Raw genomic sequence first — 24,084 nt, 5'->3', positions numbered from 1 at the left:
CTCCTCAATGCGACTCGCGGAGAGAGCCCCCCGCAAGCGGGAGAGGGAGCGCACCACCTTAGCGACTGCGATTCAGCCCTATCTCGTTGCACTCTAGTCCGGCAACCACCCCAGCTCGTTACGACCCCGCGCGGCGGATCGTGATCCGGGTCTCGTCGGTCATGTCCTTGAGCTCCTTGTTCGGCTCGCGATAGAGATGACGCTCGATCTCGACCGTCCGGCCGTCGGTGGTCTTTGTGCACTTCTCGTCGACGAATACCCCGCCGACCTCCAGCTTGTCGGCGCCGGGCTTCGCCTCCGAGCAGGTCCAGCCGTCCTCGCCGTAACGCGACTTCGCCTGCAAGCCGAGCAGGAACGCCTTCTTGCGCAAATAGAGCCGCGCCTTCGGGTCGGTCTCGATGGTCAGCGCCGCGATCCTGGCGTCCTTGTCGATCATCACGGTCAGGATCGCCGGATGGCCGGCGACCATGGTGCCTTCCCGCGCGGTCTCGCGATCATACTCGAAGCGAATGCCGCGCAACTGGTCCGCCCCTTCCGGGCAATTCGACCACTGCGCCCATTCAGCCAATCTGTGGGTGGTCTTCTCTCCGGCGCAGGTCAGGTTGATGTAGCCCGCGTCGGGAACTTTGCTGATCTCCATGCCGACATTGATGTCGCGCAGGTCTCCCGCGGTCGCCATTGCCGGCACGGCTGCCGTCACGGTGGCAGCGAAGACCAACGTGCGGATCGCTGATCTCTGCTTGCTCATGGCTTTGCCTTCTCGCTTGGGTCGGACGGCGCGGCGGCGTGGCCGGCCTCCTTGTAGATGTTGCAGACGCGCGAGCCGTCGCCGAAGAAGGCGATGCACTCGTCATAGTTCGGCTCACCCTTGCCCTTGACGTGCGCGAGCACGTAATCCGCGACGGCCTCGATCTCGTTCGGCCGCAGGAACACGTTCGCCTCAGGCGGCATCCGGTCCGCGACATCCTGCCGGGTCATCTCGTAGCATTTCGTGGCGTCATAGGAGCCGCGCACGAAGAACGGCATGCCGGTGCCCGGCCGCCCGCACGTCACGGTCTCGATGATCTGTTCCTTCGTCAGCTCGGTCTTGCGCAGCGACAGCGCGTCGCCGCCATAGCCGCCGCCGCCATTGCCGTGCCATTTGTGGCAGCCCATGCAATTGCCGCGCTTGAACACCGCCTTGCCCGCATCGGTCGGATCGCTCGCCGACTGCGCAAGCGCCGTGCCTGCAAATCCCATCACCAGCGCGCAGCCGAGCCACGCGCCAACCAGCCAGTTGTGCTTCATTTGTATTTGTTTCTCTGAACCAAAATTACGCGGGAGGCCTCTCGCCGAAGCCTCCCGCGCGTGCGACGTCAAAGGGCGAACACGTAGAGCATCGAGCCCGGCTGCATCCGCTTCAGCTCGGGCGTGGCATCGATGAACCACTTGTCCCAGGCACCGCCGAGGCCGACCAGGACCGCGACATACTGCTTGCCGTCGACCGAGAACGTCATCGGGGGCGCGTTGAGGCCGCCACCGGTGTTGAACTCCCACAGCTTCTGCAACGATTTCGCGTCATAGGCGATCAGCTCGCCGGACGGCTGTCCGGAGAACACGAGGTCGGGCGTCGCCAGGATGCCGCCGAGGTTCGGGAATTGCGTCTCCGCCTTCCCTGCCACCTTGCCGGTGGTGACATCTATCGCGGTCACGCTGCCGGTGATCTTGACGTTCTGGCTCGGTCCGCCGCCCGTCCAGAACTCACGTGCTTTCAGCTTCTCCTTCTGCGACTCCTCCACCTTGATGTGGTTGCAGCTCTCGATCACCGGAATGTACCAGAGCTTCAGGTTCGGATTGTACGCGGTCGGCGGCCAGTTCTTGCCGCCCATGTTGCCGGGGCAGATATCCGTTTCCTTGTTGGTGCGGCTCGGCGTGACCGAGGCATTGTACTTCTGCACGCCTTGCTTCGGGTCATACTCCACCGGCTTGCCGGACTCGGGATCGAGACCCTTGGTCCAGGTCACCTTCTTGACGAAGGGCAGACCCCAGACGAACTTGCCGGTATTGCGATCGACCGCATAGGCAAAGCCGTTGCGGTCGGCCTCGAGCGCGAGCTTCAGCGTCGAGTTGTTCGGACCGGGGACGTCGACCAGCACGTTCTCCGCCACGCTGTCGTAGTCGTAGGGATCGTTCGGCGTGTGCTGGTAGTGCCACTTGATCTTGCCGGTGTCGGCATCAAGACCAAGCGACGAGTCGGTATAGAGATTGTCGCCGGGGCGGTATTCATTGTCCCAGTCCGGTCCGGGATTGCCGACGCCCCAGACAATCGTGTTGGTCGAGGGGTCGTAGCTGCCGGTGACCCAGGTCGAACCACCGCCGCTCGCCTTGGCGTTCTTGTCGTCCTTCCAGGTCTCCGCACCCGGCTCGTCCTTGCCGGGAATGGTGTGGGTGCGCCAGACTTCCTTCTGGCTGTTCAGGTCGGTCGCGGCGATCCAGCCGCGAATGCCGTATTCCGCACCGGCTACGCCTGATATCGCCCTATCCTTGACGATCAGCGGTGCGCCGGTGATCACCTCGCCCTTGTCGGGATCGGCGACCTGACGCTGCCAGGCGACCTGCCCGGTCTCCTTGTTGGTCGCGATCAGGCGGCCGTCGAGCGTGTGCGAGATGACGAGGTTGTTCCACAACGCGACGCCGCGATTGTCGACGCCGCAGCAGGCAACCGCGCCGGCCCAGTCGTGGTCGGTCTTGGGATCCATCTTCCAGACCAGCACGCCTTTGCCGCCATGCGCATCGATCTTGTAGACCGAGCCCCAGCCGTCGGTGACGTACATGAAACCGTTCTCGACGATCGGAGTTCCCTCCAGGCCGCCATGCGCCCAGATTCCGCCGCCCTCGACACCGCCGAGATGCATGGTCCAGGCGACCTTCAGATTCTTGATGTTGTCCTTGTTGATATCCGCCAGCGACGAGAAGCGGGTCGCCGAATAGTTCTTGTGATGGTGCAGCCAGTTGCCTGCTTCCTTGTCAGCATTGAGCAGACGGTCCTGACTGACATCGTCCGCACGCGCGAACGAGCCTGCGAAGGTCGCTGCGGATGCTACTGCCGCGGCGAGCATATGGGATTTCACCCAATTCAACCTTGTCATAGATGCATTTCCTCCGGATCTAGCATTCTTCATTGATCGAACCGCCCGTCACACACGGACGATCTCGCGAGAAGCCTTGAGTCCCGGCGAGTGATCGTTCGCACCCGCCGCATTCCGTGTGGTCACTTCTGGACCGTTACCTCCGTCTCGATGGTTCCAGCCTTCTGAAAAACGACCGCGCATTTGAACGTCTCGCCCGGCGTGAGCGCCTGACGCAACTGCAGCAGCATGACGTGATAGCTGTCACGCTTCAGCTCGAGCGTCCCCTTCGCCGGGACTGGTATATTGGATATCGAACGCATCGCCGGTGCGCCTTCACCGCGGTCGACAATGTGACGTTCGGAGAAATTCGCGACCGGACAACGGACGCGCAGCAATGCGTCGGCGCTGTCGGCCTCGTTCCTGATCGTCATCGTCAAGGGAAGGTCTCCGCCGTCTTTGTCGACCGCCGGCACGCGCGCATCCGAAATCTGCAACGACTCGTTCGCGGCGGCGATGTGCATTACTCCGAACGTGCTGATCAGGCAGAATAATGGCAACGCGATCCATGAGTTGCACTTAAGGTTTTTGCACGCAACGGCGCAATGCAACCCCCGCTCGAACGACATCAAGTTTTCTCCCGACATGATTTTTGCAGCATTGTTTCACGCTTCATCGTGCGCTGCCAGCAATACATCGAGAACGCTGCTTCGATGCAATTTTCGGCACGCACGGCGGCCATGCTGCCTTCTTGTGCACGAGTGCTCTCGGTAAACTGGCGCCGTTAGAGCGCGACGCAACACATGCCGCACTGCATCAGGTGATCGGCACCGCAGCGGCCGACGCCATCACATCGTCTCGGGTGGCGCAACGTCGGCACAATTGTTCCGGATCGATGCAGGCGGCGAGAATTATTACCTCCTGCGAATCGAAGGGACGCCGAGCCCACTGCGCCATCCGTATCAAGATGTTTCGCTCGGGTTGCCGCCGAAGCGTGCATCGCGCCGCGGCTTCATTGCGCCAACGAGGCATCGCACGTCGCAGGGGCAAGCCTTGGCGGCCAAGTACGTACTCGGCAAGATGTTCGTCGCCTCGTTTCTCACGGATGTCGCGACGCCGGGCTTCGATCTCGGTGCAACTAGCTGCAATTCGCGCGCGAGCCGCTGATCGGTTTCATCTCCGGTTCCGAAAGCACACAGGTCGCGCTCAAATCGCCGTCCGGCGGCGGCACCTCGGACGGAAGAGTAAAGGTGCCCTGCACGCCGGCAGGAAGCCTGAGCTTCTTTGAAATCCTGAACTTGTTCGGCATCGTGAATGGCTTGAAGTCGCCATCGTTGATTCGAATGCCGCGGCTCATACCGGTGACCATGAGCGCGCCGGCGTCAACCAGTTCCGCAAGCCCCGCACGGCCCGGCAGCACGGAATAGTGGCTCACCGGATGCGCCGAGACCACCGCCTCCAGCTCGATCTGCGCGATCCCCGCCGGGTATGCCTCCCGCACGTCGCGCCACAATAACTCGCCAAGGCCTTCCTTCGGCAACTGGATTGCGTTGCGAACCGGGCGGTCGGCAAAATGCCGCGCGGCGGGAACACGGAAGGTCCCCGCGCGCTGCTCGCCGCCGGTCTCATCCACGGCGCGCCCGAGCAGCAGGGCTGCGATCTCCTCGGCACTGCCGTCCTTCATCGTCGCCTCCGTCGCCGGCACCAGACATCCGGTGTGCGCGGTGAAATGCACCTTTTCGCGCGGCACGCCGATGACGCCGACCAGCGGCTTGCCACCGCGTTGCGGTGCCGTGCCGTTGACGGCCGCGAACCGCTGCAACCGCGCGTCACCCGACTTGTCGATCGACACATCCGCATCGGCCGCAACGCCGGCGATCCGTTCGGTCGCCCCGACGATGTCCCAGATCATGGCGCCGCCACTCGCCAGCGCGAGATAGATCGGCTCGGGTCCCGGCGCGATCTCAACGGTCGTCACATAGGTCACCTGATCCTGGGTGCCGATCCAGGCGTTCGACAGCGCCCTGGCCTCTTGCGCGCCGAGCAGCACGATACGAGCATCGCGCGGCGGGGCCGGCACATCGCACCCCGCCACGGCGGCCAGCTGCCGCTGCTTGCGCAGTTCGACCTCGCGCGCGCGTTGCGTTGCCAGACGGGCCTCATTGGCGCGCTTGCCGAAATCCGCGAATTCAGCGGCCGAAATGCGACCATCGCGATCCCCATCGACCGCATCGAATTGCTGGCGTACCGCAGCCTCATATTCCGCCAGCGAGACAGCGCCATCACCGTTCGCATCGAGCGTCATCGGGACATACTGGGTCCCGTTTTGCCGCCAGCCGGTGCTGGCCTGGTCCGCCAGCCGTTGCGCTTCCTGCTGAATTTCGGCGGCACTGATCACGCCATCGCGGTCGGCATCCGGCCTGAGCGCGTCGCTGACCAGCCGGTCGAGCTGGAGCCTCGTCTGTTCCGGCGTTGGCTCGAGCTGCACGCCGTTGGAATGGATCATCTGTCGCGCCCGCGGCTGCATCACCGCGGTGATCTCGGCCTTGGTGACAGCTCCGTCACCGTCGAGGTCGTAGAGCAGAATCTGCGAGATGACCTGCGACCGCCGCTGTGCCGCCATGATCTTGCGCAGATCGTCGACTCCTTGCGCGGTGACGCCACGCTCGTCCGGATTGCTCTGATAGAACGCCATCAGCATCTGCGACCTGACCTGCTCCCAGGTCACGTCCGCGCGCATGACGCCGCTCATCCGGTTAACGATCCATTCAGTGCTGGCACAGGCCGGCGCGGCCAACACGCCAAGGCACAGCGCCGAAGCGCCCAGAAGACGAACCAGTTGCAACCGCATCGCGCACTCCACTATTCCAGGTTGAACGGTGTGGCGCAGACGAATTAAATTTGCTGTCCCCGATTGTTTCAAATTGTTTGGATTGCCAGACGCAGCGCGGAGCCGCGCGTCGCGAACCTCATCCCGGCGGATTGAACGTCCGCGCAAAGAACACCGGCGCTCTCGCCTTCTTCAACCGATAGAGCTGGGCCGGCCGGTTCGGCCCCTTGCGCATCCTGGCGACCGGCTCGATCAGGTCGGCGGCGAGCATGCGGGTGCGGAAGGCGCTCTTCTCCAATGGACGATCGAGCACGATCTCGTAAGTGCGCTGCAATTCCGGCAGCGTGAATTCCGGCGGCATCAGATAGGCGGGCAGCGAGGTGTACTCGACCTTGCTGCGCAAGCGCTGCACCGCCGCCTGCAGGATCTCGGCATGGTCGAACGCAAGGTTCGGCCGCACCTTCTCGCCCTCGACCGCGAACCACTGCGCATCCGCGGCCAGCGCCCCGCCGGCGGCCTGCTCCGGCAGCAACGCGAAGTAGGCGTGCGTTGCAGACCAGCCGCGCGGATCCCGCGTGGCACTACCCCAGCTGCCGAGCTGCTCCAGATACGGACTAACGACGCCGGTCTTGTCCTTCAGCTTGCGCGCGGCGCAGGCTTCGAGGTCGCGATCGCCGGCGACATCGACAAAGCCGCCGGGCAACGCCCAAGCCCCTGGAAACGGCTCGGTTTCCGCTCTTGGCCGTTGAACCAGCAGGACCTGAAGCGCGTTTGACCTGATGGCGAAGATGACGACGTCGACCGTCGTCAGCGGCCGCGGAAAGTCGAGTTCCGGCTTCTCAGGCATGCTCTCCCCGCTCTTCAGAGCTTCTGGTCAAGACGCGTTTTCTTCACGCGAACCGGCGTCCACTTCGCTCGAAAACGCTCCGGTAGCGTGAACCTTTTCACGGCCCGGCTTGACAATAGCATACTTAGTTGTACAGTCCAACTAACTTAGTTGCTCAGACACACTTATTTTGGAGTGCCCACCATGTTCGGTCTTCGCTTCATCAAGGCCCAGCCGACCACCTATCTCATGAAATACCGCGGCGGCGCGGTAACCCAGCAGGGCGCCGGCCTGTCCGGCTTTTATTATGGCCCGGTCACCTCGTGGGTTGCGGTGCCGATCGGCAGCCGCGACGCCGCCTTCATCTTCCAGCAGATCGCGCGCGACTTTCAGGCGTTGACCATCCAGGGCCATGTCACCTACCGGATCAGCGAGCCGCAGAAGGCTGCCGCGATGCTCAACTTCACGCTCAAAGCCGACGGCAAGACCTATGAGTCCGACGACCCGGAGAAGCTGCCGCAGCGGATTCTGGCGACCGTCGAGGTGCTGGCGCAGCAGGCGGTGAAGGAGCTGACCTTGAAGGAAGCCCTGCAAGCCGCCGATCGCATCGCCGGCCTGATCGAAAGCGGACTGCGCGGCCGCGCCGATATCGCCGCCCTCGGCCTCGAAATCCTCGGCGTCTCGATCCGCGGCGTGAAGCCGACACCCGACACCGCCAAGGCGTTGGAGGCCGAGGCGCGCGAGGCGATCCTCAAGAGTGCGGACGAAGCGATCTTCGCGCGGCGCAACTTTGCCGTGGAGCAGGAGCGCGCCATCCGCGAGAGCGAGCTCGACACCGAGATCGCGGTCGAGCAGAAGAAGCGCTCGATCCGGGAGACCCAGATGGACGCCGAAGCGAGCGTCGCGGCCAAGCAGGCCGAGCTGCGCGAGGCAGACATGGTCGCCGACATCACGCTGGAGAGCAAGCGCAAGGATTTTGTCGGCCTCAACGCCGAGAACACCCGCACGCTGGCCGATGCCGAAGCCTATCGGGTCGGCGCGCTGATGAAGATCTTCGAGGGCGTCGACGCCCGCGTGATCCAGGCGCTGGCCGCTGCCGGCATGCAGCCGGGACAGCTGATCGCGCAGGCTTTCAGTGGGATCGCCGAAAAGGCCGAGAAGATCGGTCAGCTCAACGTCTCGCCCGATCTGCTGAACACGCTGCTGGACAAGCCTGTCGTGGAGGCTCCCCGTGCCCGCCGACAATGACCGCAAGATCGTCCTCGTCACCCGCAAGACGCGGCTCGAGGAGCTGATCGCAAAATATCTGACGGCGGCGCAGGCGCGCTTCTATGTCGAGCATCTCGGCGCCGACTTCTCCGACTACCAGCGCGAGCACGATGTCTACCAGGCTGAACGCCGCGTCACCGTGCAGGCGCTGGAACAATGGGGCCGCTACCAGATCATCGACCGGAGCTTTTTGCCGAACTTCATCTTCGGCCCGTCCGACATCGTAGTGGCGCTCGGCCAGGACGGCGTCGTCGCCAACACGATGAAATATCTCGATGGCCATCCGCTGATCGGGCTCAACCCGGATGCCAAGCGTTACGACGGCATCCTGTTGCCCTTCGTGCCGCGCGACCTCCCTGCCCTGCTGCGCGAGGTCGCAGCCGAAAAGCGCGGCCACAAGGCGGTGACGATGGCCAAGGCCGCGCTGACCAACGGCCAGGTGCTGTACGCGGTCAATGACCTCTTCATCGGTGCGCGCACGCATACCTCGGCCGTCTACGAGATCGCGCTGGCCGAGCAGAAGGAACGGCAGTCCTCGAGCGGCCTGATCGTCGCCACCGGGCTCGGCTCGACCGCCTGGTTCAAGAGCATCGTCACCGGCTCGCTCGCGATCGCCGGCGCTTTTGGCGGCGGCGCGGGCAGCCCGCCCTATCTGCCGCAGGCATGGGACGCCGGCGCGCTGCGCTTTGCGGTGCGCGAGCCGTTTCCGAGCCGCACCTCGCAGGTCAGTCTCGTCTGCGGCAGCCTCGATCGTGCCGAGCACCTCAGCGTGCGATCACTGATGCCGGAGAACGGCGTCATCTTCAGCGACGGCATCGAGGCCGACCGGCTCGACTTCAATTCGGGAACGGAAGCGCAGATCACGGTTGCGGATCGCGAAGGACGGCTCGTGGTGTGAGGCTGCCGCGCTTCCCGGCAGCGCAGGTCATTGCGGCACGGGATGCAGCCTTGCCAGCTGATCGAGCGACAACCCCGCTTCGCGATCGCTCAGGGGAAAACGGACGATGATGTCTTGGCGCGCAAGCTGTCCCCACAGCGCGTCCGACGACCATTTCTGCGGCTCAGGTCCGCGCGGACCGTCGATCCAGATGAAATACCATTCCGTCATGGCACGCGACCGATGCTCCCTCAACGGAAGATTGGTCCTTCGCGAGCCAATCCGCAACGCCGGATTTCGCGCCGGTTTGCGGTTCAGGTCTACTCGTAGGGCCGGCCATCCTTATGCAGGAAGCGGCCGTCGGAGCTCGGGCTCATCATATCGATGTCGGAGCAGGTGATGACGTCGGTACGCGAGCGCGAGCCGACCTCGAGATAGGTGGCCGTCATCTGCGACCTGTTGATCATGTGATGCCCGTTGCCGGAGTTCTTCGGAAACGCCGCGCAATCGCCGGCGCGCAGCATCGTCTCGCCGCCGTCCTCGATCAGCACCACTTCGCCCGCCAGCACATAGACGAATTCGTCTTCGCCCGAATGCCAGTGGCGCTGGCTCGACCAATTACCCGGCGGCAACCGCATCAGGTTGACGCCGAAATCGCCGAGCCCGCCGGCATCACCGAGGCGCTGCCGCACCCGTTCGGCACATGACGCGGCGAATTCGGCCGGATAGCCGGTTCCCTTGCGTTCCGGCACTTGTGTCAGATCGATCTTCGGCATGGCGACCTCCTGGCGATGTGGCTAGCGAGCGCTTCTCGGCTGTGTCCATATCTAGCGCGATCGCCCGTCGGAAATGTGTCGCTTGACTTGGGGCCGTCAGCTCCGCCCGACCAGATCCTTCGCCATCAGGATGTCGTCATGGTAGCGGCCGTCGATCTTCAGCGCATGCCTCTCCAGCCCGTACTCGACAAACCCCATGCTCTGATAGAGCCGAAAGGCCGGCTCGTTGCCCTTCACCACGACGAGCTGCACCAGCTCGACCGATTGTGCAGCGAGCTCGAGCGCGGCTTCGACCAAGAGACGGCCGACGCCGGCGCGCCGCGCCTGCTGCCGCACATACATCCCGACCAGCATGCCCTTGTGCTGCCGCTTCGGCCCATCAGCCGCGATGAAGCCGACAATGCCGGCAAGTTCACCGCCCCGGAACGCCCCGAGGATCACCGCCCCGCGGTCCAGCCTCTCCGCGAACCAGCCGACGGGATGGACGCTCTCCGTCTCAAATGCGCTGCCGAACGCCTCGGGGCTCAAGCGCAGCGCCTCGAGACGGATGTCGCGATAAAGCGCGGCGTCCGCGGGCAAGAGGCGTCGTATCTCGATGGAGTTCGTCATTCCGTGTCCTGTCTCCGTCGCGACAGCATGGCCGGTCGATCGGCCTGTCGATTGCCGTATCTATCGTGCGGCCAGCCTATTCCAAAGGGGATTGAGGCGGGTAAGGGAATCCACTCCTCGTATCGGAGGTAGACTCCTGATCAAGCTTACCTGACACTGCGGCATCGAGGGGACGCCTATGGTTTTCTGGATAGCAAGCGTGGCCGGGTTGGCAACCGCTTATCTTTTCGGCTCAACGCCCGCGGGCTATCTGGCCGGGAAACTGCTCAAGGGCATCGACATCCGCCAGCACGGCTCCAGGTCCACCGGCGCAACCAACGTCTTGCGAACCCTCGGCAAGTGGCCTGCCTTGGCGGTCCTTCTGGTGGATGTGCTGAAAGGCGCGGCTGCGATCGCGTTTGCCCGCTGGTTTTATCGCTGGCTCTATACGTTGCCGTCGGTCACGCCACCGACAGCCGTCGACCAGCAAACCTTGCTGCCTTGGGCGGTCTGCCTGGCCGGACTTGCCGTGTTGTTGGGACACAGCCGCTCGATCTGGTTGAACTTTACCGGCGGCAAATCCGCGGCGACGGGGCTCGGTGTGTTGCTGGCGATGTCCTGGCCGATCGGTTTAGGCGCCGCCCTCGTCTTTGGCGTTGTGCTGGCAATTTCCCGGATTGTGTCCCTGAGTTCGATGTCGGCGGCGCTCGCTGCGATCGCCCTGGTCTGCGCCATGGAGCAGCCGTTGCCATATCAGCTGCTGGTCATCGCAGGTGCCCTTTACGTGATCGTGCGCCATCGCGCCAACATTCAGCGGCTGCTGGCGGGGACGGAGCCACACCTGGGATCAGGCGGACGAGAATCGAACACGGCTTCGCAAACCTAGCGTGTGCGCGCCTGCCGAGATCACGAAGCCACGACTTCCACGGGATGTCACCGTTGCTGGATGTGCTCCTGAACGGCACCGATGACGTCAGACGAATGCGTCACGAAGCCGAAGCATTTCTTGACGTTGAACAGGGTTGCTTCAACGCAGAAGCCAGGTGAGGTCGTCGCGCAGCAGTCCTCGACCAGAAGGCAGCCATAGCCCAGGAAATTCGCGTCGGTGAGCGAATGCAGCACGCATTGATCGGTGTTGACGCCGGCAAACAGGATGGTCTTGGTGCCGAGATTGCGCAGAATGCTGTCCAGCGGCGTGTCCCAGAAGCCGCTAATCCGATATTTGTCGACGTGAATGTCGTCGGGCTCCTGTTTCAGTTCGTCGACAACGGCCGCAGCCCAGCTATCCTTCTGCAACACGCGCGCGCCGCTGCCCGGTAACGGCTCGCCAAGACCGATGCCAGTGCCCTTCGGCTTGTACAGATGGAGCTGGTTGGGCGCCATGTTCTTGAGATCGGGCCGATTGCCCCAATTCAGCCAGATGACGTGCACGCCGGCATTTCTCAACACCGGAAGCAGCTTTTGCAGCGGCTCGATCGGCGCCCGGTCCGGCGTGTGATCGAGGCCGAGATGGTCGACCCATCCGCCCTTCGCGCAGAAATCGTTCTGCATGTCCACGACGATGAGAACGGTGCGGTGCAGGTCAATCGTCACCGTCTGAGGCTGCGCGTCGATCGTCACCACGCGGGGCGGCGGCGGCGCCATCGCCATGTTGACGTTGTTGTCGTCGACCAGCCATTTGTAGCCGGGAGCGGACCCAAGAGGATTGGCGGCGCTGGACGCAGCGGACTCCGCGGCCTTGGCTAACGTAGAACTCGTCATCGGACTTTCCTCCCTTGCTTATGCTTTCTTGAAGTCTGTTGCGATCAGCCGCCCCGCTCGAACGGAATGGTCAGCGCCGAGGGCTGTCTGCTTTTTCCGACCAAGCCCGCGATGGCGACCAGCGCTAGCAGATAAGGCAGCAGCAACAGCAGCGCGACCGGCACGTCGAGTTGCAGCGCCGGCACCAGGAATTGCAGCGCGGTCGCGAAGCCGAACAGCAGGCACGCCGCCAGCGTGTACCAGGGATTCCAGCCGCCGAAGATCACGGCCGTGATCGCGAGATACCCTGCTCCCTTGGTCATGTTCTCGGTGAACGTATTGCTGTCCGCAACCGACATGAACGCGCCGCCGAGGCCTGCCAGGATGCCGGCATAGAGCACACCGAGATAACGGGTTTTCGCCACGCTGATGCCGGCCTTGTCAGCGGCGCGCGGATCCTCGCCGACCGCCCGCACCGCCAGCCCGAAGGACGTGTACTTCAGGATCAACCAGGTCACGACAACCATCAGGATGCTGACATAGGCAAGGCCGGTCTGGTTCGCCAACGCCGGCCCGATCACCGGGATGCCGGCGAGCCACGGCAGATTGAGCTGCGCGAAGCCGGGAATCGGATCGCGCGACAGCGGCCCGAAGATCTCGCGGTAGAGAAACGTGGTTGAGCCCAGCGCCAGGATGTTGAACCCGATTCCGACCACCAGTTGATTGGCGCGCAATGTCACGCTCAGCACGGCCTGGACCGCGGCCACCGCGGTCGCGACCAATACACCGGCCGCGACGCCAATGAGCGGCGAGCCGGTCGCCCACGATGCCAGCGCCGCCGTGAAGGCCGACATCAGCATCATGCCGTCGAGGCTGAGATTGAGCACGCCGGCGCGCTCGCTCAGCATCTCGCCGGTCGCAGCGAAAATGATCGGGACCGCGAGGCGAAGTCCGGAGCCGACGAACACGGCCATCTGTTCGTCAATCATCGGGTCACCTTTCGGTTGGTGAGGATCGCGGAACCTGCAATGACGATGACGATCAGGCCCTGGCAGATCAGCACGACGGCCGACGGGACGTGCGCCGAGATCTCCATGTTGATGGATCCCGAGCGCAGGAACCCGAACAGCAACGCACCGATCACGACGCCGACGGCCGAACCGCGCGACAGCAGGCCGACGACCAGGCCGTCGAATCCGTAGCCCGACGAGAAATCGCTCGTCAGATAGAATTGCTGGCCGAGGATCATGATCGCGCCGCCGAGACCGCCCAGGCCGCCAGACACCGTCATAGCCAGGATCACGTAGAAGCTCGTCCGCATCCCCGCACGGCGGGAGGCCATCGCGTTCAGGCCGACGGCGCGCAGCCGCAGGCCGAGCGAGCTGTGCCTGAGCACCAGCCACACCACGACGACCGCGATCGCCGCAATCAGCAATCCGATATGCAGCGGCGATCCATTGTCCGGGAACAGCAGCGGCAGCTTGGTCGAATCAGGAATCTCCGCCGATTCCGGCAGCGACGACACATCGCTGATCGGCTTGCGCAGCAGGTGAAAGGACTCGACGGACCAGTACACCAGCGGCAGCGCGATGAAGCTCAACAATAATGTGCTGATCACCTCGTTGGTGCCGCGTGCCGCCTTGAGAACGCCCGCAAGGCCGCCCCAGAGGGCTCCGGCGAGGGTTCCGACCGCGAGCGGCACGATGAACGCCAGTCCCAGCGGCAGGCCGCCGGCGCCATGCAGAGCCGCTGCGGTTGCGAACATGCCGCCCATTGCGATCTGCCCCTCGCCTCCCACATTGGTCAGGTTGGCGCGGCTGGCGAAGATGAAGCCGAGACCGACCAGCGCGAGGCTGATGGCGCGATTGATCGACGCGCCGATGTTGAAATCGCTTCCCGCCATGCCGTCCCAGAAGGCTTCGATCGCCTCGACGACTGACGCACCGGTCGCAGCGATGATGAGCAGGCCGATGCCGAGCGCGATAATGGTCGATACCACCGGCACCACGACCTGCAACGGCACGAGCTCGAGTCTCGCGCCCTGCGCGACCCGCGCGAGCTTCGGATTCTTCATGACCATGGCCAACCTAGACATGTGCGTGCCCCGACATCATCGCTCCGATCGCCTCACGGCTGAACGATCCGGCCGCGAGCTCGCCAACCAGCTTTCCGCGGTAGATCACCGCGATCCGATCCGACACCGCCATCAGTTCCTCGAGCTCGCTGGAGATCAGAAGCACCCCGAGGCCGTCATCGCGCGCGGCCCGGATGCGGTTGTAGACGGCCTCGATCGCCCCGACGTCGAGCCCGCGCGTCGGCTGCGCCGCGAGCAGGAACACCAGCGGATCGAGCGACAGCTCGCGTGCAAGCACCGCCTTCTGCTGATTGCCGCCGGAGAGGCTCGCCATCGAAACATCAGGGCTGCTCGCTCGCACGTCGAAGTCGCGCATCATCGCCTCCGCCGCCTTGCGCCGCGCCGACTTGTCGAGCAGGCCGAAGCGGCTGAACTTTCCGATCGCGCCGAGATAAAGGTTCTCGGCCACCGACAATTCCTTGATGCAGGCGACCGCATGGCGATCCTCGGGAACGATGCCGACACCCGCATCGGTGATCTCCTGCGGCGTGCGGCCGCCGACCGGCGTTCCGCGGACGACGATCGCGCCGGCGCTCGGCGCGGCGAGCCCAGCCAGGATCAGCCCGAGCTCGGTCTGGCCGTTGCCCTCGACGCCCGCGATCCCGACGATCTCGCCGGTGCCGACCGTGAGGCTCAAACCGTCGAGCCTCGGCACGCCATGCGGGTCGCGATACACGAGGTCCGAGATCTTGAGCACCGCCTCACCCGGCGACGCCGGACCAGCAGCGCTTGAGGGTTTCGCCGGCGTCTTGCCTTCAATATCGACCGCCGCGGCCAGCACCGAACCTGCCGACTGCACATCGCGGCCGACCATGGAGCGCACCAGCGACCGGATGTCGGCGCCCTCCATCGCGACCGTCTCGATGATGCGGCCCTGCCGCAGCACCGTGGTGCGATCGGCGACGCGGCTGATTTCGCCGAGCTTGTGCGTCACCAGGATCACGGATTTTCCGCGCAGCGCGACCTGGCGGCAGATCGCCAGCAGCGCGTCGATTTCGTCCGGCTGCAGCACGGCCGTCGGTTCGTCGAGCACGAGGAGTTGCGGATCGCCGAGCAGGCACTTGATGATCTCGACCCGCTGCCGCTCGCCGACCGAGAGGTCCTCGATCCGCGCCTCGGGATCAATCTCGAGCCCGTACTCCGCCGCGAGCTGCTCCATCCGTACGATGATGTCCTGCGGCTTCAGCACCGCGCTGGCGCGGCCGAGCATCAGGTTCTCGGCCACGCTCATGTTGGGCACCAGGCTGAAATGCTGGTGCACCATCACGACACCGCGCTGCAGCGCTTCCGCCGGGCCGCGGGGGTGGAACGGCTCTCCGCCCAGCGTCATCGTGCCGGCATCCGGCCGGTGCACCCCGAACACCAGATTGCACAATGTGGATTTGCCGGCACCGTTCTCGCCAAGCAGGCAGTGCACCTCGCCGCGCTCGATCTGCAGCGAAATGTCGTCGAGCGCGGTGAAGGCCCCGAAGCGCTTGGTCAAGCCAGACAGTTCGAGGACAGCCACGGTCAACCCACCTTGACTTTGATCTTGTTCGACAGCAGGTCGTCCTTCAGCTCCTTGATCTTGGCCTGGATCTCGGGCGTTGCCGCCGTGCAGATCTCGATGTCCGCCGAACGTGGCCCCATGGCGAGGCCGAACTGCTTGTATTCCGGGTGCCACGTTCCGGCGACGGCCTGGTCGATGGCGTATTCGACCATGAACCCGATGCCGCTGACCGTGTAGGCGATGTAGAGCGGGTTGTTGTCGGAGCAGTAGTTGGTATAGCTCCCGATCATCCTGGTGCCCTTCTCGCGCGCCGCCTGCTCCATGCCGCGAACGCCGAGGTTGAGGATGTTGTAGTGCACGTCGGCGCCCTGCGCGATCGCGGCAAGGGTCGCTTCCTTCGCCTTGGCGACGTCGTCGAAATCGCCGGTGTAGGTCACGAAGCATTTGGTATCCGGCTTGACGTGCTTGGCACCGTTGGCGAACTCCGTTCCGGTGTTGACGATGGCCGGAATTTCAAGGCCGCCGACGTAGCTCACCGCGCCGTTCTTCGACATCATCGCGGCGACCGCGCCGGCGATGAAGCCGATCTGGGCCTGCAGCACGTCGTATTGCGCGACGTTCTCGGTCGGCTGTCCGGTCGGACCGACGATGGAGAACTTCACCTTCGGGAACCGCTTGGCAACCTTGAGTACCGATGCCTGGGTCTGCCCCGCGGCGCCGATCACCATGTCGTTCTTGGTCGCGAGCGTGACGAGCGCCTGCTCCATGTCGGCGAATTTGACGTTCTCGATCGAGGTGATCACGACCTTGTTGCCGTGGCGCTGCTCGGCCGCCTTCATGCCGTTGTAGGCCGACTCCATCCAGCCATGGTCGGCCCGCGACCCCGGAATGAGAATGCCGATGCGAAGCGGCTTCGCCGCATCTTCGGCGAAGGCCAGCCGGCCCGATGAACCGATAAAGGCTGCCGAGAGCAGGCCAGTTTGCAGAAATGCACGACGGGTAGCGTTCATGTGTTTCCTCCTGTTCGTTCCCGGTGTCGCCGCACTCTTTGTTGCGGCATTTTTTTGTATCGGCGGTGCAGCTGCGCCGTCAGTTTCAGAATCGAAGCAATTTCATCTCGCGCCAATCGTCGCCAGCGCGCCGACAGCGTCGACGAAGCACTTCATCGGGGCCTGTACGACGCCGGCGCCGATGATCCCCATGCCCGGCTCCTTGTGCGCCGTTGCGGTGTTGATGACCGGCCGCTTGCTCTCGTCCACGACCTTGCGGACATCGATCCCGACCGGAGCTCCGATGAAGTCGAGCATCGGCAGGGTGAAGCCGGGATTGCGGCCGATGGTGACGTGCGCCATCTCGCGCGAATAACGCAGGGCGTCCTGCGGCGTACCGCCGACGAACTGCACCATCGCCGGAGCCGCGGCCATCGCAAACGCGCCGAGCCCCGCGGTCTCGGTGATCGCGCTGTCGCCGATATCGGGATTGGCATCGGCCTCGCTGAAACCAGGCAGGAACAGGCCGACCGGAATATCGGCCGGACCGACGAACCACTGCCCGTTCAGCCCGCTGACCCTGATGCCGACATTCACGCCGTTGCGCGCCATCGCCGTGACGATGCTGCTGAACGGCACGCCGTGCGCGGCGTCCATGGTCGCCTTGCACGCCGCCATCGACAGGCTGAGGAAGAACATGTCGTCGGCCCCGATCGTCCGCAGCGTCTCGTGAGCCAGATCGCGCGAGATCGAGGACTTGAGCAGCGATTCCGTGACGGCGCGATACAGCAGCAGCGTTGCCGCCGTGTTGCGGTTGTGGACGTCGTCGCCCATGTGCAGCGACTGCGACATCAGCGGCTTCAGCGGCAAGCCGCCGTCGATGCCGGCGACCGCGGCCTTCAGACATGGCGCCAGCACCGTCTCGATGAGCTTGAGGCCTTCGATCACCTCGGGCGCGAACGCACCGAAACGCAGTGTCTTGGCGCCGCCGGATTCCATCATCGGCGCATAGGCGCGATTGCCGGAGGTCTTGTTCTGCACCACGAACAGCGGCATCGAGGGCGAGATGATCCCGGTCATCGGCCCGACCGCGCCGAATTCATGGCACGGTGCGAAGCGGATGCCGCCTGACGCGACGAGTTGCTCGGCGTCCCGCGGGCTCGGCGCCCAGTTCTCATAGAGGATTGCGCCGACCACTCCGCCCTTCATCGGGCCGCACATGTCGTTCCAGGCGATCGGCGGACCGGCATGGAGCAGCGTTCGGCCCATGTCCGGCCAAACCTCGGATGCATGTGCCGCGATGTCGACCCATACCGGCTGCGCGGTCAGGATGCGCTCGAGCACTTGGGCATTGGCGCGATCGATCCGCGATCCCAAGCAATCCGCATCTGTGGTATCGCCGACCAGTTGCGCGAGGCTCCAGGCGACCTCCGGACTTCCGTCGCCGACCGGCTGCCACTGCAGACGCACCAGCGGCGCACCGCTGCTTTCGACGCCGCGATCGAGGTCGGAGGCGCCGAGGCTGATGACGGATGTCTTGTTCTGGAGCGCGGAAGGGGCTGCGTTCATCATCGTTCTCCACCTTGCATCACGCGACGCCCCGTGGCGTTGTCGTCCGCTTCCATGCGGCTCGCGATCGCTTGCGCGGCACGGGCTGCGCCCGTGCTGCTGCCGACAATCTCCGCGCCGGCGTCCGCCAACATGGCTTTCTGGGTCTCGTAGGCCTGCGGATCTGCATCGGTGCCGCAGACAAAGCAGATCACGGGAAGCTCCCGCCCCTGCGCGCGCGCGGCGGCCTTCGCCCGGCGGATCGCTGGAGCCAGGATCTCTGCCGGATTGGGGTGACTGCCGTAGCCGAGCACGACGTCCAGGACGATGCAGGCGACGGTCGGATCGTCGGCTTCCTTCAGCAGCCGTTCGATCCGCACGCCATAGTCGATCATCGGATGCGGACGTCCCACCGTGAATTCATCACTGCCGAGATCGATCGCGGTGTGTCCTTGGCTCGCTTCCACGTCGGCCAGACGGTCCGCCTCGGCAAGCGGCGCGTTCGACCGGGTACGAATGCCCGCCGCTCGCCAAATGGTCTGGGCCTCCGAGCAGAACGTTCCGCCGGAGTAGAGCCCGCGCAGGTAGCGCTGCGTCGGCGCCAGCGACGCACAAATCCGCGTTGCCAATGCTTCGATGGACTGCTCGTCACCCCCGGGTTGGCGCGCTCCCGTAAGCGCGACGGCCTGGCGCGCGGTCTCCTCGAGCGACGACGTGCGGTGAACATTGCCGGCGGATGCCGCCGGCTCGCCGCCAAGGAAGCAGATCACGACCGGCTTTCCGATTGCGCCGGCGCGCTCGATCACTCGCTTCTGGACGTCGCGTGCCGGAGGCTTGGAGACGATGGCGACGACCTTGGTCTGCGCATCCGCGGCCAACAGCTCTAGGCCCTGCAACATGGTGATGCCGCCGACCTCGCTCGATACGTCGTGGCTGCCGGTGCCGATGGCCTGCGAGATGCCCTGGCCATGACGATGGATCTGGCACATCACTTCCTGCAGGCCGGTGCCCGATGCGCCGACGAGCCCGATCGCGCCCCGCCGAACGACGTTGGCAAATCCGAGCGGCACGCCGTTGATGATCGCGGTGCCGCAATCCGGCCCCATCACCAGCAGACCCTTTTGCGCCGCGACGCGCTTGATGGCCTGCTCCTGCTCGATCGGCACGTTGTCGCTGAACAGCAGCACGTTCAGACCCCGCCGCAGCGCCTTCAACGCTTCCGCCGCGGCGTAGGGGCCCGGCACCGAGATCATTGCGAGGTCGGCATGATCGGCAATCGCGACGCCGCGAGAGATCGAGCGCGGCGGCGCGTCCGCCGCCGCTTCAGCCGATCCGCCCTTCGGCTCTTCGCCGACGATCAGGGAGTGGATCTCCTGCTCCGCGGCTGCGCGCTTTTCCGGCGCATCGTCCGCCACAACGATCATGATATCGCCAGGCTTGGCGCCCTCGAGCGCCGGGCTCATCAGCCCGGCCTGCTGCAGGAATTCCTTGTTGCTGCGCGTTCCCATCAGCAGCGTGACCCGCTGCACGCCGGTCCGCGCGACCGTGACCTGCGAGATCCGCATCAACGACACGGAATCCTTGTACAGGTTCGCCTTAATGCTGGATTGGATGGCCATGGCCCTGTCGTTCCCTTGAATCCCGCAGGCTGCTTGTTGGTCTTGTGCTTGAGCTTCAGCCGGCGGCCAGCTCGATTGCCTGATCAGTTGAGGCGCCGATCCTGGCGTCTCAACTGCTTCTGCTCGGTGAGCGCGGGCGCCATTGCGGTCATGAAGGTCGAACCGCTATCTTGCTCGACACTCGGTACGGATTGGCGCGGCTGGATATCCCGCCGATGCGCCAATCCCCGTGGTTATTGAATGACGTGCGTCCCGGTCTCGCCGCGCAGCGCCGCCATGGCGCAATCGAGGTGACTGATGATCGCGCGCTTGCCCCCGCCCTCGAGAAACCGGATCGCCGCATCGACCTTGGGTCCCATGCTTCCGGGAGGAAAATGTCCTTCGCGGTGGTAAGCCTTGATCTCCTCGAGGCTGACCTGATCCAGGTCCCTCTTGTTCGGCTTGCCGAAATTCACTGCGACGCGCGGGACCGCGGTCAGGATCAGCAACTCCTCGATGCCCAGCACATTCGCGATATGGGCCGATGTCAGATCCTTGTCGATCACCGCCGGCACGCCGGTGCGCACGCCCTTCGCATCACGGACCACCGGAACGCCGCCGCCGCCTCCCGCAATGACGATCGTCCCCCGCTTCACCAATGCGTCGACCAGCGAGATGTCGCAGACATGCTTGGGCTTCGGCGACGGCACGACATGACGCCAGCCGCGCCCCGAATCCTCGCGCATCGCCCAATTGAGCTCGGCGCTGATCTTCTTGGCCTCGTCCTCGGAGAAGAACGGTCCGACGAACTTGGTCGGATTCTTGAACGCGGGATCGTCCCTGTCCACCTCAACCTGGGTCAGCAGGCTTGCCACATGCCGCTGGTTGCCCTGTTCGCGCAGCGCATTCTCGATCGCCTGCATCAGGAGATAGCCGATGCCGCCCTGGCTGTGGGCGACGCAGATATCCATGTCCATCGGCGGAATCCGGCTCATCGTCAGCATCTGGCGCATCATGATCTTGCCGACCACCGGGCCGTTGCCGTGGGTGATGACCAGCTCATTGTCGAGCTGCGCCAGCGGCAGCAGCGCTTCCGCGGTGATCCGCGCGACCGATTTCTGCTCCTGGGAGGTGCCCCTGATGTCCTCGGGGTGAACCGCATTGCCGCCAATCGCGACCACCAGGCGGCGCGGTACGTCATTGAGTGTGCGCATTTCCTTACCTCCCGGCATTCTGGACGATGGCGACCGCAAGCTCGCAGGCCTGCGCGTTCGACGGCGCGACGATGAATCCGGCCTGCTCCAGTTTCCTGATCTGCGCGGAGCGCCCTTGCGGATCCTGCTCCGTGCCGACGACGGACGCGACCAAGACAGGTGCATCCGGTCCACGATCGGCGGCGATCTTCGCCAGATGCTCGGCGGGATCGGCATGCGCGCCATAGCCGAGCACGAGATCGAGCAGGATCACCGAGAGTTCGCGGTTCTTGAGCGCGGCACGCAACGCCTCGTCGCGCACGGACGGATCGATCATCGGGTGCGGCCGCCCCCGGGTATATTCGTCGTCGCCGAGGTCGATCAGCCGGTCCCGTCCGCCGCTCGGCTCGACGCCGAGCTTGAGTACGCCGGGGATGGCGGCGTTCGACGCCACCTTCCGCCCCGCGGCAGCGAGGATCACCTGGGCTTCGGCACACAGCGTTCCGCCGGCGAACAAACCCTCGATGCCGCCTCGACCGCTGCGCGGAAGCCGTGACGCGACAGCGTTCGCGTCGAAGCCCGCTCCGATCTGCTTGTGTCCCAGTGCCAGCTCCGCCGCGCCCTTCAGCGTCGGCGAGAACCGGGCGTTCGGCGGAAGCTGGACCTCCGAAGCACCGATGAAGCACACGGTGTACGACTTCCTGCTTCTACCGATCCGCTCGAGGACGGACTTGGCGACATCGGGATGCGGCGGCTTCGAGATCAGCACCACGTGATCGGTTTCGGGATCGGCATCGAATGCATCGATCGCCATCAGCGTGGTGATGCCGCCGATGTCCTTCTTCAAATCGCGCCCGCCGACCCCGATGGCGTGGGAGATGCCCGCGCCGGCTTCCGAGATCAGGCACGAGATCTCCTGCGTTCCGGTCCCCGACGCGCCGATGATGCCGATCCTGCCGCGCGTGAGCTTGTTGGCGAACGCCAGCGGTGCGCCGCCGATCACAGCCGTCCCGCAATCCGGTCCCATCATCAGGAGGCCGGCCGCCCGCGCCTGCTGCTTAAGCGACAATTCGTCCTCGAGGGACACGTTGTCGCTGAACATCAGCACGTGCAGGCCACGATTGAGCGCCTTGCGCGCCTCGGCGGCGGCGAATTCGCCGGGAACGGAGATCAGCGCAAGATTGATCTCCGGCCTGGCCTTGACAGCGGCGGCAATCGAGTGCGGCCGCCAGGCGGCCTGCGCGTCGCCCTGGGTCTTCGGCTTGTCGAGCGACTTGATCGCATTGTCGAGGGCCTCGCGGGCGGCGGACTCGGACTCGGCCTTGACCGCGATCACGAGGTCGTTGCCCTTGACGGCAGTGCCCTCCTCCAGCAGCCCCGCATTGCGCATGATCGCAGCGTTCGACGGCGTTCCCATCATCAACGCCGCCTCGATCACGCCGGGCGAGCCGGCCACCTCGCGCGACAGCCGCATCAGCGCGACCGAGTCGAGATAGAATCCCTTGCGGACCTCGTTCAGGACGACGACGTTCATGACACACCCAAATCCTTGGCGATCGCGACGATCGCCTGCTGGAAGCACGCTAGCGGCGCCTTGACCACGCCGGCACCAACCTGGCCGATGCCGGGCTCGCGATGCGCGATTCCGGTGTTGATGACGGGCACCACGCCGGAATCGACGACCAGGCGGATATCGATACCGGTCGGCACGCCCGCGAAATCCATCGCGGCGATGGTCCATTCTGGATTCTGCGCGACCGTGATCTCGCCCATCGAGCGGGTGAAGTTGCCGGCCTCGGACGGCGCGCCGGCACCGACGAAGCCAGCGACGGCCGGCGCTGCCGCCATCGCAAATCCACCGAGGCCGATCGTCTCGACGATGGCGGAATCGCCCATGTCTGGATTGGCGTCCTTCTCGGAATAGCCGGCGAAGTACAGCCCTTCCGGCATTTCGACCGGCGCGGTGAACCATTGCTCGCCGAGCCCGCTGACGCGGATGCCGAAATCGGTGCCGTTGCGGCACATGGTGGTGACGATGGTCGAGCCCCGAATGCCGTTGGCGGGATCGGTGATCGCCTTACCCATCGCCATCGCGATGTTGAGGAAGAACTGATCGTTCTGCCCGATGAACGCGAGGCATTCGGCGAGCACGGCGTTGTCGGTCGAGGTGCGCGCCATCCAGGGCGCGATCTCGCGAAGGAAAACGCTCGAGCAGGCGAGATTGCGCTGATGCAGCTCGTCGCCCATCGACAAGCCGCGTGCGACGATCGATTTCAGGTCGATGCCGCCGGCGGCGCGGATCGCCTTGCCCAGTGTCGGCCCGAATACGTCGCGCAACCAAGCGAGCCGCTTCAGCACGCTCGCGTCGTTGCCGCCGAAGCGCATCACCTTGCCGAGCCCCTCGTTGATCGCGCAATAGGCGCGGTTGGAGAAGCGCGCGTTCTCGACCACGAACAGCGGCATCGACATCGTCGTCATGCCGGTCATCGGGCCGACCGCGCCAAAGTGGTGGTTCGGGTGGAATTCGATCTCGCCGCTGGCGGCGAGCTTGGTCGCGGTCGGCAGATCCTTTGTCCATCCCTCGAACACGATGGCGCCGGCGACCGCGCCGCGCATCGGGCCGCACATCCTGTCCCAGGAGATCGGTGGTCCGGCGTGGAGGATCATCCGTTCGCGCAGGCCCGGGATCAATTGACGGGCGGGAACGATGTCGATCAGCCGCGGCTCTCCTTCGAGGATCCGGGTGAGCGCTTGCTGGTTTGCGTCTTCGATCAGCTTCATCGGTGCGCCCTCACACACCGAGCTTCGCGAGCAGGGCCGCCATCTGCGGATCGCCGCCCGCCGACGGCTTCCAGTCGACGTGAACGACGCCGATGTCGCAGTCGCGAAGGTCCTTCACGAACCCCTCAAGCCCGACATTCACGACCTCGACCTTGCGCGCCAGCAACTGCTGATACTGCGGCCTATCCTGATCCGTCATCGTCTCCGCCCTAAAGTTCGTTTTCGTTTTGTCGAGCTAATAAGAAAACACTTACTTAGTCAAGACCGGATTCTCGGGAAATGCGAAATCTCTTTTCGCCGTCGCTTCGTGGATTGGCCTGGAAGCAATCGAGCTAAAAA

The 24,084-nt window shown here is 64.6% G+C and carries 24 protein-coding genes; 4 read left to right on the top strand and 20 right to left on the bottom strand.

Annotated features, from left to right (window positions below):
- Positions 1 to 118: 118 nt before the first annotated feature.
- From AC628_RS02170 to AC628_RS02155, 4 genes are all read right to left on the bottom strand, one after another.
- Positions 119 to 748 carry a hypothetical protein gene (locus tag AC628_RS02170; RefSeq protein WP_074125130.1) on the bottom strand — a complete coding sequence of 210 codons (630 nt, stop codon included), beginning with the start codon at positions 746 to 748 and terminating at the stop codon, positions 119 to 121.
- Positions 745 to 1,287: a c-type cytochrome gene (locus AC628_RS02165; RefSeq protein ID WP_074125129.1), complete on the bottom strand. Its 543-nt coding sequence runs from the start codon at positions 1,285 to 1,287 to the stop codon at positions 745 to 747. Before AC628_RS02165 ends, AC628_RS02170 begins: the two co-directional genes overlap by 4 nt.
- 68 nt (positions 1,288 to 1,355) lie before the next feature.
- Positions 1,356 to 3,128, bottom strand: a complete 1,773-nt coding sequence (locus tag AC628_RS02160; RefSeq protein ID WP_245320987.1) for a PQQ-dependent dehydrogenase, methanol/ethanol family — start codon at positions 3,126 to 3,128, stop codon at positions 1,356 to 1,358.
- A 122-nt stretch (positions 3,129 to 3,250) separates the two neighbouring features.
- Positions 3,251 to 3,736: a copper chaperone PCu(A)C gene (locus tag AC628_RS02155; RefSeq protein ID WP_245320986.1), complete on the bottom strand. Its 486-nt coding sequence runs from the start codon at positions 3,734 to 3,736 to the stop codon at positions 3,251 to 3,253.
- A gap of 253 nt (positions 3,737 to 3,989) precedes the next feature.
- Between AC628_RS02155 and AC628_RS02150 the strand changes: the two genes are divergently transcribed.
- Positions 3,990 to 4,274 (top strand): hypothetical protein, encoded by a 285-nt coding sequence (locus AC628_RS02150; protein WP_074125126.1) that lies wholly within the window; start codon positions 3,990 to 3,992, stop codon positions 4,272 to 4,274.
- On the opposite strand, the gene AC628_RS02145 is transcribed toward AC628_RS02150, so the two are convergent.
- Positions 4,246 to 5,958, bottom strand: coding sequence for an EF-hand domain-containing protein (locus AC628_RS02145; RefSeq protein WP_143201399.1), 1,713 nt, complete (start codon positions 5,956 to 5,958; stop codon positions 4,246 to 4,248). The genes AC628_RS02150 and AC628_RS02145 overlap by 29 nt on opposite strands.
- Positions 5,959 to 6,076: 118 nt before the next feature.
- Entirely contained in the window at positions 6,077 to 6,784 is a 708-nt protein-coding gene (locus tag AC628_RS02140; RefSeq protein ID WP_074125124.1) for an NUDIX hydrolase, read from the bottom strand.
- A gap of 183 nt (positions 6,785 to 6,967) precedes the next feature.
- Here AC628_RS02140 and AC628_RS02135 point away from each other — a divergent pair, with 183 nt between their 5' ends.
- Complete coding sequence (locus AC628_RS02135) at positions 6,968 to 8,011, top strand: SPFH domain-containing protein (protein ID WP_074125123.1); 1,044 nt, start codon at positions 6,968 to 6,970, stop codon at positions 8,009 to 8,011.
- A complete protein-coding gene (locus AC628_RS02130; protein WP_050420831.1) occupies positions 7,995 to 8,930 on the top strand; it encodes a diacylglycerol kinase catalytic domain-containing protein in 936 nt (311 codons plus the stop codon). The genes AC628_RS02135 and AC628_RS02130 overlap by 17 nt, the downstream gene beginning before the upstream one ends.
- Positions 8,931 to 8,957: 27 nt before the next feature.
- Here AC628_RS02130 and AC628_RS02125 read toward each other — a convergent pair whose 3' ends face one another.
- The 3 genes from AC628_RS02125 to AC628_RS02115 all read right to left on the bottom strand — a co-directional run bounded on the left by AC628_RS02125 (position 8,958) and on the right by AC628_RS02115 (position 10,294).
- Complete coding sequence (locus AC628_RS02125; protein ID WP_050420832.1) at positions 8,958 to 9,140, bottom strand: hypothetical protein; 183 nt, start codon at positions 9,138 to 9,140, stop codon at positions 8,958 to 8,960.
- An 89-nt stretch (positions 9,141 to 9,229) separates the two neighbouring features.
- Entirely contained in the window at positions 9,230 to 9,685 is a 456-nt protein-coding gene (locus tag AC628_RS02120; protein WP_074125122.1) for a cupin domain-containing protein, read from the bottom strand.
- Between the two features lie 96 nt (positions 9,686 to 9,781).
- Complete coding sequence (locus tag AC628_RS02115; RefSeq protein WP_074125121.1) at positions 9,782 to 10,294, bottom strand: GNAT family N-acetyltransferase; 513 nt, start codon at positions 10,292 to 10,294, stop codon at positions 9,782 to 9,784.
- Positions 10,295 to 10,472: 178 nt separating this feature from the next.
- Here AC628_RS02115 and plsY point away from each other — a divergent pair, with 178 nt between their 5' ends.
- Entirely contained in the window at positions 10,473 to 11,159 is a 687-nt protein-coding gene (plsY, locus tag AC628_RS02110) for a glycerol-3-phosphate 1-O-acyltransferase PlsY (RefSeq protein WP_074125120.1), read from the top strand.
- 47 nt (positions 11,160 to 11,206) lie between these two features.
- Here plsY and AC628_RS02105 read toward each other — a convergent pair whose 3' ends face one another.
- The 11 genes from AC628_RS02105 to AC628_RS02055 form a co-directional block, all read right to left on the bottom strand.
- Complete coding sequence (locus AC628_RS02105) at positions 11,207 to 12,034, bottom strand: cysteine hydrolase family protein (protein WP_083632532.1); 828 nt, start codon at positions 12,032 to 12,034, stop codon at positions 11,207 to 11,209.
- 44 nt (positions 12,035 to 12,078) lie between these two features.
- Entirely contained in the window at positions 12,079 to 13,002 is a 924-nt protein-coding gene (locus AC628_RS02100; RefSeq protein ID WP_074125119.1) for an ABC transporter permease, read from the bottom strand.
- On the bottom strand, positions 12,999 to 14,108 hold the full coding sequence (locus AC628_RS02095) for an ABC transporter permease (protein WP_245320985.1): 1,110 nt from the start codon (positions 14,106 to 14,108) through the stop codon (positions 12,999 to 13,001). The genes AC628_RS02100 and AC628_RS02095 overlap by 4 nt, the downstream gene beginning before the upstream one ends.
- A complete protein-coding gene (locus AC628_RS02090; protein ID WP_083632531.1) occupies positions 14,101 to 15,654 on the bottom strand; it encodes an ABC transporter ATP-binding protein in 1,554 nt (517 codons plus the stop codon). Before AC628_RS02090 ends, AC628_RS02095 begins: the two co-directional genes overlap by 8 nt.
- Before the next feature lie 2 nt (positions 15,655 to 15,656).
- On the bottom strand, positions 15,657 to 16,646 hold the full coding sequence (locus AC628_RS02085; RefSeq protein ID WP_074125117.1) for a BMP family protein: 990 nt from the start codon (positions 16,644 to 16,646) through the stop codon (positions 15,657 to 15,659).
- 102 nt (positions 16,647 to 16,748) lie between these two features.
- Positions 16,749 to 18,194, bottom strand: a complete 1,446-nt coding sequence (locus tag AC628_RS02080) for a YlbE family protein (RefSeq protein WP_074125131.1) — start codon at positions 18,192 to 18,194, stop codon at positions 16,749 to 16,751.
- Positions 18,194 to 19,792 carry an acyl-CoA synthetase FdrA gene (gene fdrA, locus AC628_RS02075; protein WP_074125116.1) on the bottom strand — a complete coding sequence of 533 codons (1,599 nt, stop codon included), beginning with the start codon at positions 19,790 to 19,792 and terminating at the stop codon, positions 18,194 to 18,196. The genes AC628_RS02080 and fdrA (AC628_RS02075) overlap by 1 nt, the downstream gene beginning before the upstream one ends.
- A 233-nt stretch (positions 19,793 to 20,025) precedes the next feature.
- Positions 20,026 to 20,985: a carbamate kinase gene (gene arcC / locus AC628_RS02070; protein ID WP_074125115.1), complete on the bottom strand. Its 960-nt coding sequence runs from the start codon at positions 20,983 to 20,985 to the stop codon at positions 20,026 to 20,028.
- Between the two features lie 4 nt (positions 20,986 to 20,989).
- Complete coding sequence (gene fdrA, locus AC628_RS02065; protein WP_074125114.1) at positions 20,990 to 22,498, bottom strand: acyl-CoA synthetase FdrA; 1,509 nt, start codon at positions 22,496 to 22,498, stop codon at positions 20,990 to 20,992.
- A complete protein-coding gene (locus tag AC628_RS02060) occupies positions 22,495 to 23,745 on the bottom strand; it encodes a YlbE family protein (RefSeq protein ID WP_074125113.1) in 1,251 nt (416 codons plus the stop codon). The genes fdrA (AC628_RS02065) and AC628_RS02060 overlap by 4 nt, the downstream gene beginning before the upstream one ends.
- A 10-nt stretch (positions 23,746 to 23,755) precedes the next feature.
- The gene (locus tag AC628_RS02055) at positions 23,756 to 23,944 is read right to left on the bottom strand and encodes a hypothetical protein (protein ID WP_050420843.1); all 189 of its coding nucleotides are present in this window, start codon (positions 23,942 to 23,944) and stop codon (positions 23,756 to 23,758) included.
- Between the last annotated feature and the right edge of the window lie 140 nt (positions 23,945 to 24,084).

This window comes from Bradyrhizobium sp. NAS96.2, assembly GCF_001908235.1.
Taxonomy (GTDB): Bacteria; Pseudomonadota; Alphaproteobacteria; order Rhizobiales; family Xanthobacteraceae; genus Bradyrhizobium.
This window is presented reverse-complemented; position numbering and strand designations above follow the sequence as displayed.

Excerpts from the sequence above, each read along its gene's own strand:
- AC628_RS02170 (WP_074125130.1), bottom strand. The coding sequence starts at position 748 with ATGAGCAAGCAGAGATCAGCGATCCGCACGTTGGTCTTCGCTGCCACC.
- AC628_RS02165 (WP_074125129.1), bottom strand. The coding sequence starts at position 1,287 with ATGAAGCACAACTGGCTGGTTGGCGCGTGGCTCGGCTGCGCGCTGGTG.
- AC628_RS02160 (WP_245320987.1), bottom strand. The coding sequence starts at position 3,128 with ATGACAAGGTTGAATTGGGTGAAATCCCATATGCTCGCCGCGGCAGTA.
- AC628_RS02155 (WP_245320986.1), bottom strand. The coding sequence starts at position 3,736 with ATGTCGTTCGAGCGGGGGTTGCATTGCGCCGTTGCGTGCAAAAACCTT.
- AC628_RS02145 (WP_143201399.1), bottom strand. The coding sequence starts at position 5,958 with ATGCGGTTGCAACTGGTTCGTCTTCTGGGCGCTTCGGCGCTGTGCCTT.
- AC628_RS02140 (WP_074125124.1), bottom strand. The coding sequence starts at position 6,784 with ATGCCTGAGAAGCCGGAACTCGACTTTCCGCGGCCGCTGACGACGGTC.
- AC628_RS02135 (WP_074125123.1), top strand. The coding sequence starts at position 6,968 with ATGTTCGGTCTTCGCTTCATCAAGGCCCAGCCGACCACCTATCTCATG.
- AC628_RS02125 (WP_050420832.1), bottom strand. The coding sequence starts at position 9,140 with ATGACGGAATGGTATTTCATCTGGATCGACGGTCCGCGCGGACCTGAG.
- AC628_RS02120 (WP_074125122.1), bottom strand. The coding sequence starts at position 9,685 with ATGCCGAAGATCGATCTGACACAAGTGCCGGAACGCAAGGGAACCGGC.
- AC628_RS02115 (WP_074125121.1), bottom strand. The coding sequence starts at position 10,294 with ATGACGAACTCCATCGAGATACGACGCCTCTTGCCCGCGGACGCCGCG.
- plsY (WP_074125120.1), top strand. The coding sequence starts at position 10,473 with ATGGTTTTCTGGATAGCAAGCGTGGCCGGGTTGGCAACCGCTTATCTT.
- AC628_RS02105 (WP_083632532.1), bottom strand. The coding sequence starts at position 12,034 with ATGACGAGTTCTACGTTAGCCAAGGCCGCGGAGTCCGCTGCGTCCAGC.
- AC628_RS02100 (WP_074125119.1), bottom strand. The coding sequence starts at position 13,002 with ATGATTGACGAACAGATGGCCGTGTTCGTCGGCTCCGGACTTCGCCTC.
- AC628_RS02095 (WP_245320985.1), bottom strand. The coding sequence starts at position 14,108 with ATGTCTAGGTTGGCCATGGTCATGAAGAATCCGAAGCTCGCGCGGGTC.
- AC628_RS02085 (WP_074125117.1), bottom strand. The coding sequence starts at position 16,646 with ATGAACGCTACCCGTCGTGCATTTCTGCAAACTGGCCTGCTCTCGGCA.
- AC628_RS02080 (WP_074125131.1), bottom strand. The coding sequence starts at position 18,194 with ATGAACGCAGCCCCTTCCGCGCTCCAGAACAAGACATCCGTCATCAGC.
- fdrA (WP_074125116.1), bottom strand. The coding sequence starts at position 19,792 with ATGGCCATCCAATCCAGCATTAAGGCGAACCTGTACAAGGATTCCGTG.
- arcC (WP_074125115.1), bottom strand. The coding sequence starts at position 20,985 with ATGCGCACACTCAATGACGTACCGCGCCGCCTGGTGGTCGCGATTGGC.
- fdrA (WP_074125114.1), bottom strand. The coding sequence starts at position 22,498 with ATGAACGTCGTCGTCCTGAACGAGGTCCGCAAGGGATTCTATCTCGAC.
- AC628_RS02060 (WP_074125113.1), bottom strand. The coding sequence starts at position 23,745 with ATGAAGCTGATCGAAGACGCAAACCAGCAAGCGCTCACCCGGATCCTC.
- AC628_RS02055 (WP_050420843.1), bottom strand. The coding sequence starts at position 23,944 with ATGACGGATCAGGATAGGCCGCAGTATCAGCAGTTGCTGGCGCGCAAG.